The sequence below is a fragment of the Shinella sp. R2-11 genome, from assembly GCF_055330205.1.
Genome location: NZ_JBVAPC010000003.1, coordinates 333250 through 348919, shown reverse-complemented (window position 1 = coordinate 348919; position 15670 = coordinate 333250). Strand labels below are relative to the sequence as shown.

Below are 15670 nucleotides of genomic sequence, written 5' to 3'. Positions count from 1 at the left end.
TGAGGGGCAGATCCTTGATGAGAGGCCAGTATATGGCGTCACGCCACCAACCTTAATGTTGCAGCATCTCCGTCCAGATATCCTGCATCGCCGCATCCATGTCGGCATCCGCCACCGGGTAGAGCTGCGAATTCTTCAGATATTCCGGCTGCCTGTCCCAGCGCAGCGCCGTTTTCTGCGGATCGGTCAGGTGCTCGCCGGCCTTGGCGTTCGCCGGCATCGCCCAGTAGCAGGAGGATGTCGCAAGCCGCGCCTGCCCCTCGGGGCTGACGATATATTGCACGAATTTCAGCGCCAGATCCTGCTTTTCCGAATTCTTGAAGACGCCGATCGACTGCGCCCAGCGCAGTGCGCCCTGCTTGGGGATCGTCCAGTCGAGGTTCGGCTTTTCCGCCGAAAGCCCGGCGGTCAGCCACTCGCCGCCACCGACGACGATGTCGACTTCCCCGGTCGCCAGCGCCGTCTGCGAGGCGACGACGTCGCTCACCTGGCGGGAGACCTTCTTCATCTCGAAGAGCTTCTCCTTGATCGCCGGCAGGTCCTCCTGCGTGAGGTCGGCGGTCTTCTTGCTGATGGCGACGCCCGTCAGGCCGACCATCGGAAGGTAGTAGTCATAGAGCGCGATACGGCCCTTGTACTTGTCCGACCACATGACCGTGAGGTCTTCCATATCGGCCGGGTCGACCTTGGTCTTGTCGTAGGAGATCGTGTTGTAGCCGAACTTTTCCGTGACGGCGTAGACCTTGCCGTCGCGGGTGGTCGTCTCGTCCATGCGCACCTCGGGGAAGAGGTCGCCGAGCGGCAGCTTGTCGGCCGGCATCTCGCCGAGGATATCCATGTCGATGGCGCGGGGCACGTCGACGGCATCGATGACCAGCACGTCCCAGTCGCCGGGACGGGACTGCTCGATGATCGAGATCGCTGCGCCCGTGCCCTCGTATTCCTTGAGGTTCACCTTGACGTTGTTGGCCTTCTCGAAGGGCTCGACCAGCGCCGGGTCGGTATGGTCGCACCAGACGAGGGCGTTCAGTTCGTCCTGCGCCATCGCGCCGGCGGGCGAAAAGGCAATGGTGGCTACGGTGGCAAGAAGCATGCGGCGGGCAAGGCCGCCGGAAACGGTTTTCGTCATCGTCTTTCCCTCTGGCTGAAGGCGCGTGGCCTTTCGGATGGCACTCGTCATGGCGCCTTGAGAAAAAGATTGAACGAGTTCATTTTTTAAGTCAATCTCATTTTTGAAGAGATTCAGTGGAGGGGCCGATGACCGGATTGCGGGCGAAACAGAAGGCGGACAAGACGCGCCGCATCCTCGATGCCGCCGCCACGCTGTTCCGCCGCGAGGGCTATGACAGCGCCCGCATCGAGGCCATCGCCGAGATGGCCGAGGTCTCCGTCGGCACGCTCTACAACTACTACCAGAACAAGGGCGACATCCTCGTCGCCACCGTCGCGATGGAGGTGACCGAGGTGCTGGAGGGCGGGGCGCGCATCGTCGCGAGCCCGCCGCTCGACGTTACCGAGGCGCTGCGCACGCTGATCGCGCAATATTACGACCACTCCCTCGTCTATCTCTCCAAGGAGATGTGGCGCACGGCGATGGCGATCTCCATCCAGCAGCCCGAAACCCCGCTCTCCCGCCGCTATACCGAACTCGACGGCCAGCTTTCCGCCCAGGTGGTGCGGCTCGTCGAGACGTTGCAGGCGCGCGGCGTCGTGCATGCGGGCGTCGATGCCAGGGCCATCGGCGAGGTCTTCTTCAACAACCTCAACATGATGTTCATCGAGTTCTGTAAGGTGGACGCCATGCCGCTCGAAGAGCTGAAGGCGCGCGTCGAGGCGCAACATGCGCCCATCGCGAGGCTCATCAGCACCGTCAAGATCGTCTGACCCCGGAAAAAGCATGACCGATACGCAATCCGCCGTCCTCTCCGCCGCCGATGCCCTCGTCGCCGCTTTCGCCCGGCACGACCGCGACGCCTATTTTTCCGCCTTCGCCCCGCAGGCGACCTTCCTCTTCTACAATCTAGATCGACCGCTCGACGGCCGCGCCGCCTACGAGGCCGAATGGGCGCTCTGGGAGGAACGCGACGGCTTCCGCATCCACGCCTGCCGCTCGACCGACCGCCGCGTCCAGCTCCTCGGCGACGTCGCCGTCTTCACCCATGCCGTCGAGACCGAGCTTTCGGTGGGCGGCGAGCGGCTGACGAACAACGAGCGCGAGACCATCGTCTTTTCCCGCGATGCCGCCGGCCGCTGGCTCGCCGTCCACGAGCATCTTTCCGCGGCGGCCTGACCTAGCAGCAGCCCTCTCTGTCGGTTCCGCTCGCAAGCTGTTCGAGGATCGGACAGTCCGGCCGGTCGTCGCCATGGCAGTGGGCGGAAAGGTGTTCCAGCGTGTGCACCATCTCCTGAAGCAGCGCCATCTTGGCCTTCATCTCGTCGATATGTTCGCTGGCGATGCGCTTGACGTCGGCGGAGGCACGGGCGCGTTCCTGCCAGAGGGTGAGGAGGTCGCGGATCTGGGCGATGGAGAAGCCGAGGTCGCGGGCTCTTCGGATGAAGGAGAGCGCCGCGAGATCCTTCGGGCCGTAGACGCGGTAGCCGGAGCCGGTGCGGCCGGCCTCGGGAATGAGGCCGATCTGCTCGTAGTGCCGGATCATCTTGGCGGTGACGCCCGTCGCCTCCGCCGCTTCGCCGATATTCATCATGCCGTTTGTCCCTTGGGGCGGAAGCGTTTCAGCCGCAGCGCATTGGTGACCACGAAGACGCTGGAGAGCGCCATGGCGCCCGCCGCCAGCGCGGGGGAAAGCTGGATGCCGAAGGCCGGGTAGAAGAGGCCGGCGGCGAGCGGGATGAGCGCGACATTGTAGCCGAAGGCCCAGAAGAGGTTCTGGCGGATGTTGCGCATGGTCGCCCGCGACAGGGCGATGCCGGTCGCCACACCGCGCATGTCGCCGGCCATCAGCACCACGTCGGCGCTCTCGATGGCGACGTCCGTGCCGGTGCCGATGGCGATGCCCGTATCGGCGGCGGCGAGCGCCGGCGCATCGTTGATGCCGTCACCGACGAAGGCGACCTTCCTCGCGCCGTCGGCCGAAAGCGCGCGCACCGCGGCCACCTTGCCGTCCGGCAGCACCTCCGCCATCACCCTGTCGATGCCGAGCTTTGCGGCAACGGCCTCGGCGGTGCGGCGGTTGTCGCCGGTGATCATGGCGACCTCGATGCCGAGGGCCTTCAGGCTGGCGACCGCCTCCTTCGTCGTCGGCTTCACCGGGTCGGTGACGGCGAAGAGGGCCGCGAGCTTCCCGTCGATGGCTGCATAGAGCGGCGAGGCGCCCGCGGCGGCCAGCCGCTCGGCATCGCCTGCGAAGGGCGCGACGTCGAGGCCGCGCGCCTGCATGAAGCCGACCGAGCCGGCCTCCACCCTGCGGCCCGAGACCTCGGCGGAAATGCCCTGTCCCGATGTCGTCACGAAGCCGGAAGCGGCCGGAAGGTCGATGCCTTCCGCCACCGCCGCCTCCTGGATGGCACTGGCGATCGGGTGTTCCGAATGTACCTCGGCGGCGGCGACCAGCGCGAGGACGTCCGCCCGCGAAAAGCCGTCCGCCGGCACGATCTCCGTCAGTGTCGGATGGCCGAGCGTCAGGGTGCCGGTCTTGTCGACGGCGACGATGTCGGTGCCCTCAAGCGTCTGGAGCGCGGTGCCCTGGCGGAAGAGCACGCCGAGTTCTGCCGCCCTGCCGGTACCGGTTATGATGGAGGTGGGCGTCGCAAGGCCCATGGCGCAGGGGCAGGCGATGATCAGCACGGCGACGGCATTGACCAGCGCATGGGCGAGGACCGGGCTCGGCCCCAGTGCGAGCCATAGGCCGAACGTTACGAACGCGACGGCGATGACGGCTGGCACGAACCATTGCGTCACGCGGTCGACCAGCGCCTGGATCGGAAGCTTCGCCGCCTGCGCGTCCTCGACCATGCGGATGATCTGCGAGAGCACCGTATCGGCGCCGACGCGGGTGGCGCGGAAGGTGAGGGAGCCGGTCGTGTTGACCGTGCCGCCCGTCACCATGTCGCCAGCCTTGCGCGCGACCGGCATCGGCTCGCCGGTGATCATGGATTCGTCGACATAGGAGCTTCCGTCCATCACCTCGCCGTCGACCGGCACGTTCTCGCCCGGCCGCACCAGCACGATGTCGCCGGGCACGACGCTTTCCAGCGGCACGTCCTCGGCCTTGCCGTCGCGCAGCACGCGGGCGGATTTTGCGCGAAGGCCGGCAAGATGGCGGATCGCCTCGCCGGTGCGCCCCTTGGCACGCGCCTCCAGATAGCGCCCGGCAAGGATGAGCGTTACGATGACGGCGGCCGCCTCGAAATAGACATTGGCCGTGCCGCCGGGCAGGAGGCCGGGCGCGAAGGTTGCGACGGTGGAAAAGCTCCAGGCGGCGAGCGTGCCGATCACGACGAGCGAATTCATGTCCGGCGCCAGCCGCAGAAGGCTCGGAATGCCCTTGCGCAGGAAGCGCAGGCCCGGCCCGGCAAGCACCAGCGTCGCCAGCACGAACTGGATTACCCGGCTCGTCTGCATGCCGAGCGTTTCATGGATATAGTGGCCGAAAGAGGGGAAGGCGTGCGCGCCCATCTCCATGACGAAGAGCGGCGCGGTGAGCACGGCGGCGACGATGAGATCGCGCCGCAGGGTCTTCGCCTCGGCCGCGCGCCGGTCCTCCTCGGGGGCTGCGGCCGTCTCGCGGATGGCCTTGTAGCCGGTCATTTCCACGGCGGCGGCGAGTTCCTCGAAGGAGGTCGCGCCCTTGAGGAAGCGCACGCGGGCGCGTTCCTGCGCAAGGTTTGCGGTGGCGTCCAGCACGCCGGGAACGGCCTTCAGCGCCTTCTCGACGCGGCCGATGCAGGAGGCGCAGGTCATGCCCTCGACGGGGAACTCCAGCACCTCCTCCGCAACGCCGTAGCCGGCCTTGCGCACGGCCTCGGCGACGGCGGCGGCATCGGGCGTGCCGGCGAAGGTCACATCGGCCTTCTCCGTCGCGAGGTTGACGGCGGCGCCGGCAACGCCCGGCACCTTTTCGATGGCCTTCTCCACCCGCCGCACGCAGGAGGCGCAGGTCATGTCGGAAATGGAAAGCTTGATGGTCTGCCGGTCGGTCTCGGTGAGCATGGTGCACCTTTCATCCTAAGTCGGATAGATCGTGCACCTTCCCATCATGTCAAGGTCAAGCGCCTTTTTGACGCATCAGGCATCGACCGGCGAATAGCCCTCCGCCGCGATGACGGAAGCGACAGCCGCGCGGTCGCCGGCATTCTCGACGGAGACGCGCTTTGCGGCAAGATCGATGTCGACCCTGGCGGCAGGGTGGGCGGCAAGCACCGCGCCGGTGATCGTCTTGACGCAATGCCCGCAGGTCATGTCTTCAACGGTGAAGGCGAGGGTCTTGTCGTCGCTCATGGGCAATCTCCTGATGTTTGCACCATGCTGAACCCTTCCCCCGTGGGAAGGTCAAGGCCGATTTCACCGAACCGTTTCAGCGAAAATTCGCGAGGCGCTCCTCAAGCCGCGAGATGGTCTCGACATCCGCATTGGCGAAGGCGAAGCGCAGGTAGCCTTCCTGCCGCTCGCCGAAATAGCTGCCCGGCAGGCAGAGGATGCCGGCTTCCTTGGCGAGCCTTTCCGCGACGCGCGCGGAGGGCGTGCCCTCGAACGGATGGCCGATGAAGGCGAAATAGGCGCCGACGGCGCCGACGCGCCAGGCCGGAACGCCCGACATGGTCGCCCGCAGTGCCTCGACGCGCCGGGCGATCTCGCGGCGGTTCTCCTCGCGCCAGTCGGCCAGCAGCGGCAGGGCGGTGGCGACGGCGGCCTGGGCGGAGCGGGGCGGGCAGATCTGGAGATTGTCCATGATCTTCGCCACCTGTTCCACCACGGCGGGGCCGGCGGTGATCGCGCCGAGGCGATGGCCGGGAATGCAGAAGGATTTCGAGAAGCTGTAGAGGCCGATCAGCGTCTCCTCCCAGCCCTTGCGGGAGAAGAGGTCATGCGGCCGGCCGACCCCGACTGGCAGGAAATCGCGATAGGTCTCGTCGAGGATCAGCCAGATGTCGCGCGCCACGCAGAGGTCGTAGATCGCCGCGATCAGCTCCGGCGGATAGACCGCGCCCGTCGGGTTGTTCGGCGAGACGAGCGCGATGGCCCTGACGTCCGGCGTGATGGCGGCGGCAAGCGTCTCGACGTCGGGCAGGAAGCCGTTCGCCGGGTCGCAGGGCGCAAAGCGCGTGCGGACGCCGAGCATAGCGAGCGTGGTCTCCTGGTTGAAGTAATAGGGATCGGTCATCAGCACGGCGTCGCCCGCCCCGGCAATCGCCATGGCGGCGCAGATGAAGGCCTGGTTGCATCCGGCGGTGACATGGACGTTGCCGGCGGCAAGAGCGGTGCGATAGGTCTCGGACAGATGCGCGGCATAGGCCTTGCGCAGGCTGTCCTCGCCCTCGATGGGGCCGTAGCCGGTATAGGCGCGCGAGGCGGCGTTCTCGCCGAGCAGGCGCAGCATCTCGGGATGCGGCGGATAGCCGGGCACGGCCTGCGACAGGTCGATCATCGGCTCGCTGTGGCCGTCATAGGCGGAGGCCCAGGCGAAGACCGAGGGGATCGGCGGGGCGGAAAGGTTTGCGACGAGCGGGTTGAAACGAGGCATGGTCTTCTCTGGCGGTCAGGCGCGGGTCTTGCGCGGTTGGCTGGAGGCGGGCCGGCGCGGGGCCGGGGCCGAAAGGGGGCGGTGGGCATCGGCCGCACGGCCGCCGCGCCCGCGCATCGGCATGCGTGCGGAGGCCTGCGGCTCGGGAAGGGTCTCCTCGAGCGTGGCGAAGAGCCAGTCGATGAAGACCTTGACGATGGGCGTCTGGCGCGCGGCCTGCCGGCAGGCGACGTAGAAGGCGTGGTTCGCCGGCACGGTGAGGCCGAAGGGCACGACGAGATCGCCGCGGGCGATCAGGCTGCTGGCGGTGATCGTGTCGCCGAGTGCGATGCCCTGGCTATGCAGCGCCGCCTCGGTGGAAAGGCGCGCATCGCTCATGAAATGCTGCGGGCCGCGCGGCATGTCGATGGCGTCCGCCGCAGCAAGCCAGGTGTTCCATTCGCGCCCGTCGTCGCCGTGGAAGAGGGTGTGGTCGGCAAGGTCGCGCACCGAGCGCAGCGGCCGGCTGTTGAGCAGCGTGGGGCTGGCGACCGGGAAGAGCTGCAGGTTCGACCAGAGCCGCGTCCAGCAGTCCGGCCAGTTGCCGTCGCCGTAGAGCACGCAGACATCCGTATCGAGCGAGCGCAGGTGCTCGGGATCGTTGGAGGCGGTCAGCTTCAGGCGCACGCCCGGGTAATGCTCGGTGAAGGAGGGAAGGCGCGGGATCAGCCAGAGCGAGAGGAGGGCGGGCACGCAGGCGATGGCGATGTCGCCACGCGTTTCCGGCTGCTTCATCAGCGCGGTCGCCGCCGCGATCTCGCCGAAGGCGTTGGTGACGGCCGGCAGGAGCAGCGCGCCCTGCGGCGTCAGCTTCAGCCGCTTGCCGCCGCGCTCGAACAGCGCCGTGCCGAGCGCTTCCTCCAGCGCGCGGATCTGGTGGCTGATCGCGCCATGCGTGACGTTCAGCTCGCGCGCCGCGGCGGAGACGGAACCCCGGCGGACGGTGGCCTCGAAGGCGCGCAGGGGATTGAGCGGCGGCAGGCGCGAGGCCATAAAAGCTTGAAACCTGTTTCGTGAGTTTTTCTCACGGCGAACGCTATAACAATGCCAATTGCTTTTCCAGGCGTTTTATTACGATACTGTCAAAAACGAGGGCAAAAACGAGGGCGAAGCCCTGGGGAACGATCGGGAGGCTCTGGCCGGATTGCAACGCGTGGCACCGCCCCGCACCGGCCGCATGCAGGTTTCTTCACGAAAATCCGGCCCTGACGGCTTTCGGCCCTTCCGTGGCGCCGACGGCCTGACATAGAATGACGACAACGGGAACACTCCCGGCCGGATCGACCGGCCGGCCTATAAGGAGAAAGACGACCATGCGTGACATCCTCAAGACCAATGTCAGCCGCCGCGCCGTACTGGGTGCGGGCGTTGCCGGCGCCTCGCTGCTCGCCATGCCGGCGGTCATGCGTGCGCAGGACAAGTCGCTGAAGGTCGGCGTCTACGGCGGCTACTTCAAGGATTCCTTCGACAAGAACATCTTCGCGGACTTCACCAAGGAAACGGGCATCGCCGTGGAATCGGTCGCCGAGCCGACCGGCGAGGCCTGGCTCGTCCAGCTCGAGCAGGCCGCCCGCGCCGGCCAGGCGCCGGCCGACGTCTCGATGATGTCGCAGGTCGCCATGCTGAAGGGCCAGTCGACCGAGCTCTGGGCGCCGCTCGACATGGCGAAGATTCCGAACGGGGCGAACCTCATCGACCATTTCGTCAACAAGTATCCGGATGGCCGCGTCGCCGGCATCGGGGCCGTCGCCTGGTACATCACGCTCGTCACCAACACCAACGTCTATCCCGAGCCACCGACCTCCTGGGCCGCGCTCTGGGATCCGGCGAATGCCGACAAGCTCGGCCTCCTCGCGCTCGTCTCCAACTCCTTCCTGCTGGAAGTGACGGCCAAGACCCATTTCGGCGGCACGAACGCGCTCGACACCGAGGAAGGCCAGCTGAAGGCCTTCGAGAAGCTCGCCGAGGTGAAGCCGAACGTCCGGCTCTGGTATCGCGACGAGGCGCAGTTCGAGCAGTCGCTGAAGTCGGGCGAAATCCCGATGGGCCAATATTACCATGACGTGACCGGCCTTGCCGCCGCCGACGGCCAGCCGGTCCGCTCCACCTTCCCGAAGGAAGGCGGCATCATGGATTCCGGCTGCTGGGCGTTGTCGCGCGCTTCGAGCAAGGTCGAGGAGGGGCACACCTTCATCAACTACATGAGCCAGCCGTCGATCCAGGCGCTGCTGTCGCGCAAGGTCGGTACCGCGCCGACCGTCAAGCGCGACCTGCTCGACCTGACGGCCGAGGAGTTCGCCGCCGTGTCGTCCGATATCGAGCCGATCATCCCGCGCTACGATCTCTACACGTCGAAGTCCGACTGGCTGAACCAGAAGTGGACGGAAATGATCGCCGGCTGATAAAGCCTGCGATTACAGAATGCCCGTCCGGCCGCCCGCATGCGATATGCCGGCGGCCGGGTGTCATCACAACGAGCGCGCCGAGCGGAGAACCAATGTCCGGGCTGACCCTTCAGAACGTCACCAAGCAATTCGGCACGTTTACGGCCGTCAGGAACGTGCAGCTCACCGTGCCGCACGGCACCTTCGTCTGCCTGCTCGGCCCCTCCGGCTGCGGCAAGACCACGCTGATGCGCATGGTCGCCGGCCTCGACCTGCCGACGAGCGGCGAGATCCGGCTCGACGACAGGGACATCACCCACGTCCCGACGCACAAGCGCGACCTCGGCATGGTCTTCCAGTCGCTGGCGCTTTTCCCGCACCTCACCGTCGGCGAGAACATCGCCTATTCGCTGCGCATCCGCGGCACCGGCAAGGAGGAACAGAAGAAGCGTGTCGACGAGCTTCTGTCGATGATCCATCTCACGGGCTATGCCGACCGGCCCGTCGCGAAGCTCTCCGGCGGCCAGCGCCAGCGCGTGGCCATCGCCCGCGCGCTCGCCATCTCGCCGAAACTCTTCCTGCTCGACGAGCCGCTTTCGGCGCTCGACGCCAAGCTGCGCGAGGCCATGCAGGTGGAGCTGCGCCAGCTCCAGCAGCGCCTCGGCATCACCACCATCGTCGTCACCCACGACCAGCGCGAGGCCATGACCATGGCCGACACCGTGGTGGTGATGAACGGCGGCGAGATCCGCCAGGCCGCCCCGCCGGTCGAGATCTACCGCCGCCCGGCCGATACCTTCGTCGCCGATTTCATCGGCATGACGAACCTCATCGATTTTTCCGCGGACGCTTCCGGCGCCTCGGTTCTCGGCAGCACGGTCACGGGCCTCGCCCTCCCGGCCGGCCTCAAGTCCGGCATCCTTTCGGTGCGGCCGGAGGACGTGCGCCTGACCGCTCCCGGCAACGGCGCGATCACCGGCAAGGTCACCTTCATTCGCGACCTCGGCGGCACGATCGAGACCTTCGTGGAGGCCGGCGGCAAGCAGATCGTCGCCGTCTCCATGCCGAATGCCCGGCCGGAGGTCGCTGTCGGACAAGAGGTCGGCATCGGGCTCGACCCGGCCGATTGCGTGGTGCTGAAGTCATGAGACGCGAACCCCCGCAGAAGCTTTTCGACTACGGCCCGCTGGTCTTTCCGGCGGGCATGCTGATCGTCTTCTTCGTCGTGCCCTTCGCGACGATGATCGCCGTCTCCTTCTTCAAGCGCGATCCGGCCGGCTTCTATTCGGCCGATTTCGTCTTCGACAACTACGCCCGCTTCCTCAGCCTGTTCTTCGGCAAGGTGCTCGGCTTCTCGCTGTTCCTGGCGATTGCCGTCGCCATCTGCTGCGTCGTTCTCGCCGTACCCTTCACCTATCTCCTCTCGCGCGCTGGGCGGCGCGCGCAGGTGCTCTGGCTGGTGGCGCTGCTCTCGGTGCTGTCGCTGTCGGAGGTCATCATCGGTTTTGCCTGGTCGACGCTCTTCTCGCGCACCGCCGGCATCACCAACATCCTCGTCGCGCTTGGCATCCTGAAGGAGGCGGTGGCGCTGAACCCGAGCTTCGGCGCGGTGCTGACCGCCATGGTCTACCAGGCGCTGCCCTATACGGTGCTGGTGCTCTATCCCGCCCTCGTGCGGCTCGACCCGACGCTGACGGAGGCGGCGCGCACGCTCGGCGCCTCGCCGGTCAAAGCCTTCTTCACCGTCGTCGTGCCGGCGCTGCGCAACACCATCGTCGCGACCTTGATCATGGTCTTCATCTTCGCGCTCGGCTCCTACCTGCTGCCGCAGATCCTCGGCCGGCCGCAGCACTGGACGCTCTCGGTGCTCATCACCGACCAGGCGATCTACCAGTCGAACATGCCCTTCGCCGCCGCCATGGCCGTGTTCCTCGTGCTCGTCACGCTCGGCCTCGTCGCGCTCACCGTCTATGCCGGCCGCAAGGGGGAAGCCGCATGAACACGCTGCTGCAACGGCTCTATTTCAGCCTGATCGGCCTGTTCCTCGCGCTGCCGATCATCGTCGTCGCCGGCGTCTCGGTGAACGAGAAGCAGACGCTCGCCTTCCCGCCGCAGGGCTTCTCGCTCGGCTGGTACGGCGAGATCTTCGCCAATGTCGAATGGCGCAGCGCCCTTTTCGCCTCGATCACGCTCGCCGCGCTCTCGGCGGCCGTGGCGCTCCTGATCGCGCTGCCGCTCGCCTGGTTCCTGTGGCGGCGCGATGCGCCCTGGGCGAACATCTTCCAGCTTCTCGGCATCGCGCCCTTCACGCTGCCGCCGGTCATCACCGCGCTTGGCCTCCTCACCTTCTGGGCGACGACGGGCTTCTACGGCCAGCCGGCGACGGCGGTGATCAGCCACGCCATCTTCTTCGTGACGCTGCCGCTGGTGACGCTCTCGCTCGGCTTCTCCTCCATCGACCGCTCGCTGGTGGAGGCGGCCGCGACGATGGGGGCGGACGACCGCACGATCTTCCGCACGGTGGTCCTGCCGCTGATCCTGCCCTATCTCATCTCCGGCTATGCCTTCGCCTTCGTCCTGTCGCTCAACGAATATATCGTGGCCTACATGACGATCGGCTTCACGATGGAGACGCTGCCGATCAAGATCTTCAACGCGCTGCGCTATGGCTACACGCCGACGATGGCCTCGATCACGATCCTCTTCGTGGCGATCGCCGCCGTCATCTTCGGCCTCGTCGCGCGCTTCGGCGACCTGCCGAAGCTGCTCGGCGCCATGTCGTCGCGGGATTAGGACCAAGCCCATGCGGATTGCCGCCCTCCAGATGCACGCCATCGCCGGCGATGACGAAGCCAACATCCAGCGCATCGCGGCCGCGGCCGCCGATGCGGCCTCGGCCGGCGCCAAGCTATTGATCGTGCCGGAGCTTGCCGTCACCGGCTATGGCGCGGGCGATGCGGCCTTCGCGCGGCTCGCCTCGCCGGCGACGGGCGACGTGGCGGCGCGGCTGAGCGCCATCGCACAGGAGAACAGGCTTGCCATCGTGGCGGGCTTCGCCGAGCGGGAAGGCGCGCATGTCTACAACAGCGCGCTCTTCACCGATGGCATCGGCACCAATGCCGTCTACCGCAAGTCCCATCTCTACGGCGATTACGAGCGGCATGCCTTCCGGCCCGGCGTGCCGGCCTCCGTCATGGTGGAGCTCGGCGGCGTCCGGCTCGGCATGCTGATCTGCTACGACGTGGAATTCCCCGAAAACGTCCGCCGCCTGGCGCTTGCCGGCGCCGAGCTCGTCATCGTGCCGACCGCCCTGCCGAAGGGCGCCTCCGGGAGTTTCATCGCCAATCACATGATCCAGGTCCGCGCCTTCGAGAACCAGGTCTTCGTCGCCTATATCAACCATTGCGGCGCCGACGACCGCTTCAGCTATGCCGGCCTCTCGCGCATCGCCGCCCCGGACGGCAAGCTGCTCGCCGAGGCCCCGGCGGAGGGCGAGACCCTGCTCTTCGCGGAAATCCGCCCGGAGGATTACGCGGTGTCGCGCTCGGAAAACACCTATCTGGTGGACCTCGGCCGGACGGGGTGACAACCCGCCGGCCGTCCAGGCCCGGTCAGGCCTGGTAGGTGATGCGCCCGTCGCACATGGTGGTGACCGGCCGGATGGCGGCAAGGTCCGCGAAATCGGCGGCCTCCACATCGGCCGAGAGCACGACGATATCGGCGAGATAGCCGGGCTTCAGCACGCCCTTGCGGTCCTCCATGAACTCGACCCAGGCGCTCGTTCGCGTATAGGCGGCGAGGGTCTCGTGCAGCGAAAGCCGCTGGTCCTGAATGCCCTCCTTCCAGACGGTGCGCGTCATGGCGCACTGGATGCAGTGCATCGGATCGAGCGGCGAGACCGGCCAGTCGGTGGCGAAGACGATGGGCGCGCCGGCATCGGTGAGCGTGCGCCAGGCGAAGGCGTGGGGCCAGCGTTCCTCGCCGATATAGGACAGGTAGGGCTCCAGCGGCAGGCCGGCACTGCCCGGTGGGTGCGTCGGCTGCATGGAGGCGATGGTGCCGAGTTCCTTGAAGCGTGGAATGTCGTCGGGATGCACGACCTCGATATGCTCGATGCGGTTGCGGCTGTCGCGCCTGCCATTGGCCTTGATGGCCGCCTCGTAGCCGTTCAGCACCATGCGCACCGCGCCGTCGCCGATGGCATGCACGGCGACCGGCAGGCCGAGCCTGTCGGCGGCGATGGCGATCTCGTCGAAATGCGCCTGCGAGAACAGCGGATCGCCCTTCCAGCCGGGCTGGTGGCTGTAGTCGTCGACGAAGACGGCGGTGCCCGATTCCGTCACGCCGTCCATGAAGAGCTTGACAAAATCCGAGCGGAGGCGGTCCGTATTGAAGCGCTCGCGCCACGCCGCCGCCTTGGCTTCGAGGTCCGAGAGCGGCATGAAGTTCTTCATGTGGAAGGGCATGCGCACCCGCACGGGAAGGCCGGCCGTCTTCTCGATCTCGTCCAGCATTTCGAGCTGGTAGAGGCTGCCGTCCATATTCTGCAGCGAGGTGATACCGAGCGAGGCGACATAGGCGAGGCCTTCCCTGATGATCTCGATGTCGGCCGCCCGTTCCTCCGCCGTTACATGGTCGGGATCGCCCCCGGTACCGACGCCGAGCATCTCGCGCGCGCCGGTTTCGCCGAGCGCGGAGACCGGGCGGATGGCGTTGCTCTCGCGCAGCTCGCCATTGGCAAGCCCGTCCTCGCCCATGACGATCTCGTTGCCAATGCCGACGTCGCGCCCTTCGAGGATGCCGCCCATCTTCAGCGCCAGCGTGTTCGCCCAGGCGGTGTGATGGTCCGGCGCGAAGATCAGCACGGCCCGGTCGGGTAGTATGCGGTCGAGATGGTGGCGCGTCACGCGCTCGTCGTCGGAAAGGATCGTGTAGTCGGCATGTTGGGCGATCAGCAGGTCGCGCTGCGGATAGTCCGCGGCATAGGCCTTCAGCGCCTTGTCGAGGGCGTCGAAGCCCTTGACGCCCATCAGCGACAGTTCGCGCAGCTCGGCCGAGCCGCCGAAAATGTGCATGTGCGCTTCGTTGAAGCCCGGCAGAACGGTCGCGCCCTTGGCGTCGATCACGTGGGTATCGGGGCCGGAATAGGCGTCGATCTCGGCCCCGGATCCGACGGCCAGGATGCGGTTTCCCGAGACGGCGAGGGCGGCGGCGCGCGGGTTCGCCTCGTCCATCGTCAGCACCCGCGCATTGCGGATAATGAAGCTTGCTTCGGTCTGCATGTGCGTTCCTCAGACAGCCCGGCGGCAGAGCGCGCGGAAGAAGGTGAAGATGTCCTGGTTCTCCTCGTCGCCGAGGGGTTCCGGCTGGGAGGAGAGCTTGACGATGACGGTTTCCGTGCTCGGATCGACATAGAGCCATTGGCCGTGGATGCCGATGGCGCAGAAGGCCCCATCCGCCTCGCCGGACTGGTACCACTGGCTGCGGTAGCGCCCGTTCGGCAAGTCGACATTGCGGCCCTGCTGCCAGGCGTCGCGGTCGCCGTTTTCCTGCATGTCGCGGATCCAGCCTTCCGGAACGACCTGACGGCCGCCCCGGACGCCGTGGTTGCGCAGGAGTTCGCCGAGGCGGGCGAGGTCGCGCGCCGTCATGGAAACGCCGCCGGCCGTGCGCGGCGTGCCGATGGCATCCACCGTGATATCGGCATTGCCCCTGGCGCCCATCGGCTTCCACAGGAGATCGGATGTGAGATCGCAGAAGCGGGCGCCCGTCGCGCGCTCGATGACGACGCCGAGCAGGTCGGCGTTCGGGGAGGCGTAGTAGAAGGGGCCGCCATGCGGCCGCTCGGCCTTCTGCAGTGTCAGCAGGAAGGAGGCGAGCGTTTCCGGCTCGGCATCCTTCATCGGCGGGTTCCAGAGCATGGCGCGGCGGTAGCGCGCAAAGGCCCCGTGGGGATCGAGATAGGCTTCCTCGAAATCGAGGCTGACGCGCATGTCGAGCACGTCGCGATAGGTGCAGTCGCCGTAGACGCTGCCCTTGGCTTCCGGCAGGTAGTCCGTCACCGGCCGGTCGGGATCGATGAGGCCTTGCGCTTCGAGGATGCCGGAAACGACGGCGGTCAGCGACTTGGAGATGGAGAAGACGAGGTGCGGCGCGTTGGGATCGGCATGCGGCGCGTAATATTCCGCGACGATCTCGCCCCGGTGCATCATGACGAAGGCATCGGTCTGCGCGAATTCGAGGAAGGCGCGCGCCGTCGGGGCCCCGGCAAGGCCGGTCTCCATCGCCGCATCGAGGAAGGGACCGCTGGCAAGCGGCACCTCGGCCGCCGCATTCTCCGCGGCGATCACCGCGGTCGGCACGAAGTCGCGCACGTTCTGGAAGGTCCAGCGACTGTAAGGGGCGGTGCGCCAGTTGGAAAGTGTCACGTCGGCACGGGCGAAGCCGTGCCTGTCCTTGAAGGTCCTGATCATGAAAAATCCAGCCGAAGCGCGGGAAGGCCGAAGCCTTCCCGCCCGGGGCTGTCCTCGTATATTGCGCGGCCTT

General features: G+C 66.9%; 15 protein-coding genes. 7 read left to right on the top strand and 8 right to left on the bottom strand.

Going from position 1 to position 15670, the window contains the following annotated elements; genetic code table 11:
* Positions 1–52 precede the first annotated feature (52 nt).
* The gene (locus ACZ1A1_RS10050; protein WP_463619799.1) at positions 53–1129 is read right to left on the bottom strand and encodes a polyamine ABC transporter substrate-binding protein; all 1077 of its coding nucleotides are present in this window, start codon (positions 1127–1129) and stop codon (positions 53–55) included.
* A 128-nt stretch (positions 1130–1257) separates the two neighbouring features.
* On the opposite strand from ACZ1A1_RS10050, the gene ACZ1A1_RS10045 reads away from it, so the two are divergent.
* The gene (locus tag ACZ1A1_RS10045) at positions 1258–1884 is read left to right on the top strand and encodes a TetR/AcrR family transcriptional regulator (protein ID WP_463619798.1); all 627 of its coding nucleotides are present in this window, start codon (positions 1258–1260) and stop codon (positions 1882–1884) included.
* 13 nt (positions 1885–1897) lie between these two features.
* The gene (locus tag ACZ1A1_RS10040) at positions 1898–2290 is read left to right on the top strand and encodes a YybH family protein (RefSeq protein WP_463619797.1); all 393 of its coding nucleotides are present in this window, start codon (positions 1898–1900) and stop codon (positions 2288–2290) included.
* 1 nt (position 2291) lies between these two features.
* Here the strand turns inward: ACZ1A1_RS10040 and cueR are convergent, their stop codons facing one another.
* From cueR to ACZ1A1_RS10015, 5 genes are all read right to left on the bottom strand, one after another.
* Positions 2292–2702 carry a Cu(I)-responsive transcriptional regulator gene (gene cueR, locus ACZ1A1_RS10035; protein WP_463620102.1) on the bottom strand — a complete coding sequence of 137 codons (411 nt, stop codon included), beginning with the start codon at positions 2700–2702 and terminating at the stop codon, positions 2292–2294.
* The gene (locus ACZ1A1_RS10030) at positions 2702–5170 is read right to left on the bottom strand and encodes a heavy metal translocating P-type ATPase (RefSeq protein ID WP_463619796.1); all 2469 of its coding nucleotides are present in this window, start codon (positions 5168–5170) and stop codon (positions 2702–2704) included. Before ACZ1A1_RS10030 ends, cueR begins: the two co-directional genes overlap by 1 nt.
* Before the next feature lie 75 nt (positions 5171–5245).
* Positions 5246–5458: a heavy-metal-associated domain-containing protein gene (locus ACZ1A1_RS10025; RefSeq protein ID WP_463619795.1), complete on the bottom strand. Its 213-nt coding sequence runs from the start codon at positions 5456–5458 to the stop codon at positions 5246–5248.
* Positions 5459–5534: 76 nt separating this feature from the next.
* Positions 5535–6701: an aminotransferase gene (locus ACZ1A1_RS10020; protein ID WP_463619794.1), complete on the bottom strand. Its 1167-nt coding sequence runs from the start codon at positions 6699–6701 to the stop codon at positions 5535–5537.
* Between the two features lie 15 nt (positions 6702–6716).
* Complete coding sequence (locus ACZ1A1_RS10015) at positions 6717–7733, bottom strand: LysR substrate-binding domain-containing protein (protein ID WP_463619793.1); 1017 nt, start codon at positions 7731–7733, stop codon at positions 6717–6719.
* A 320-nt stretch (positions 7734–8053) separates the two neighbouring features.
* On the opposite strand from ACZ1A1_RS10015, the gene ACZ1A1_RS10010 reads away from it, so the two are divergent.
* From ACZ1A1_RS10010 to ACZ1A1_RS09990, 5 genes are all read left to right on the top strand, one after another.
* Positions 8054–9142, top strand: coding sequence for an ABC transporter substrate-binding protein (locus tag ACZ1A1_RS10010; protein WP_463619792.1), 1089 nt, complete (start codon positions 8054–8056; stop codon positions 9140–9142).
* Positions 9143–9237: 95 nt separating this feature from the next.
* On the top strand, positions 9238–10272 hold the full coding sequence (locus ACZ1A1_RS10005) for an ABC transporter ATP-binding protein (RefSeq protein WP_463619791.1): 1035 nt from the start codon (positions 9238–9240) through the stop codon (positions 10270–10272).
* The gene (locus ACZ1A1_RS10000; RefSeq protein ID WP_463619790.1) at positions 10269–11123 is read left to right on the top strand and encodes an ABC transporter permease; all 855 of its coding nucleotides are present in this window, start codon (positions 10269–10271) and stop codon (positions 11121–11123) included. Before ACZ1A1_RS10005 ends, ACZ1A1_RS10000 begins: the two co-directional genes overlap by 4 nt.
* Positions 11120–11917, top strand: a complete 798-nt coding sequence (locus ACZ1A1_RS09995) for an ABC transporter permease (RefSeq protein ID WP_463619789.1) — start codon at positions 11120–11122, stop codon at positions 11915–11917. Before ACZ1A1_RS10000 ends, ACZ1A1_RS09995 begins: the two co-directional genes overlap by 4 nt.
* Before the next feature lie 10 nt (positions 11918–11927).
* Positions 11928–12710, top strand: coding sequence for a carbon-nitrogen hydrolase family protein (locus ACZ1A1_RS09990; protein WP_463619788.1), 783 nt, complete (start codon positions 11928–11930; stop codon positions 12708–12710).
* 25 nt (positions 12711–12735) lie between these two features.
* Here ACZ1A1_RS09990 and ACZ1A1_RS09985 read toward each other — a convergent pair whose 3' ends face one another.
* Positions 12736–14406 carry an amidohydrolase gene (locus ACZ1A1_RS09985; RefSeq protein ID WP_463619787.1) on the bottom strand — a complete coding sequence of 557 codons (1671 nt, stop codon included), beginning with the start codon at positions 14404–14406 and terminating at the stop codon, positions 12736–12738.
* 9 nt (positions 14407–14415) lie between these two features.
* Complete coding sequence (locus ACZ1A1_RS09980; protein WP_463619786.1) at positions 14416–15597, bottom strand: serine hydrolase domain-containing protein; 1182 nt, start codon at positions 15595–15597, stop codon at positions 14416–14418.
* Positions 15598–15670 lie beyond the last annotated feature (73 nt).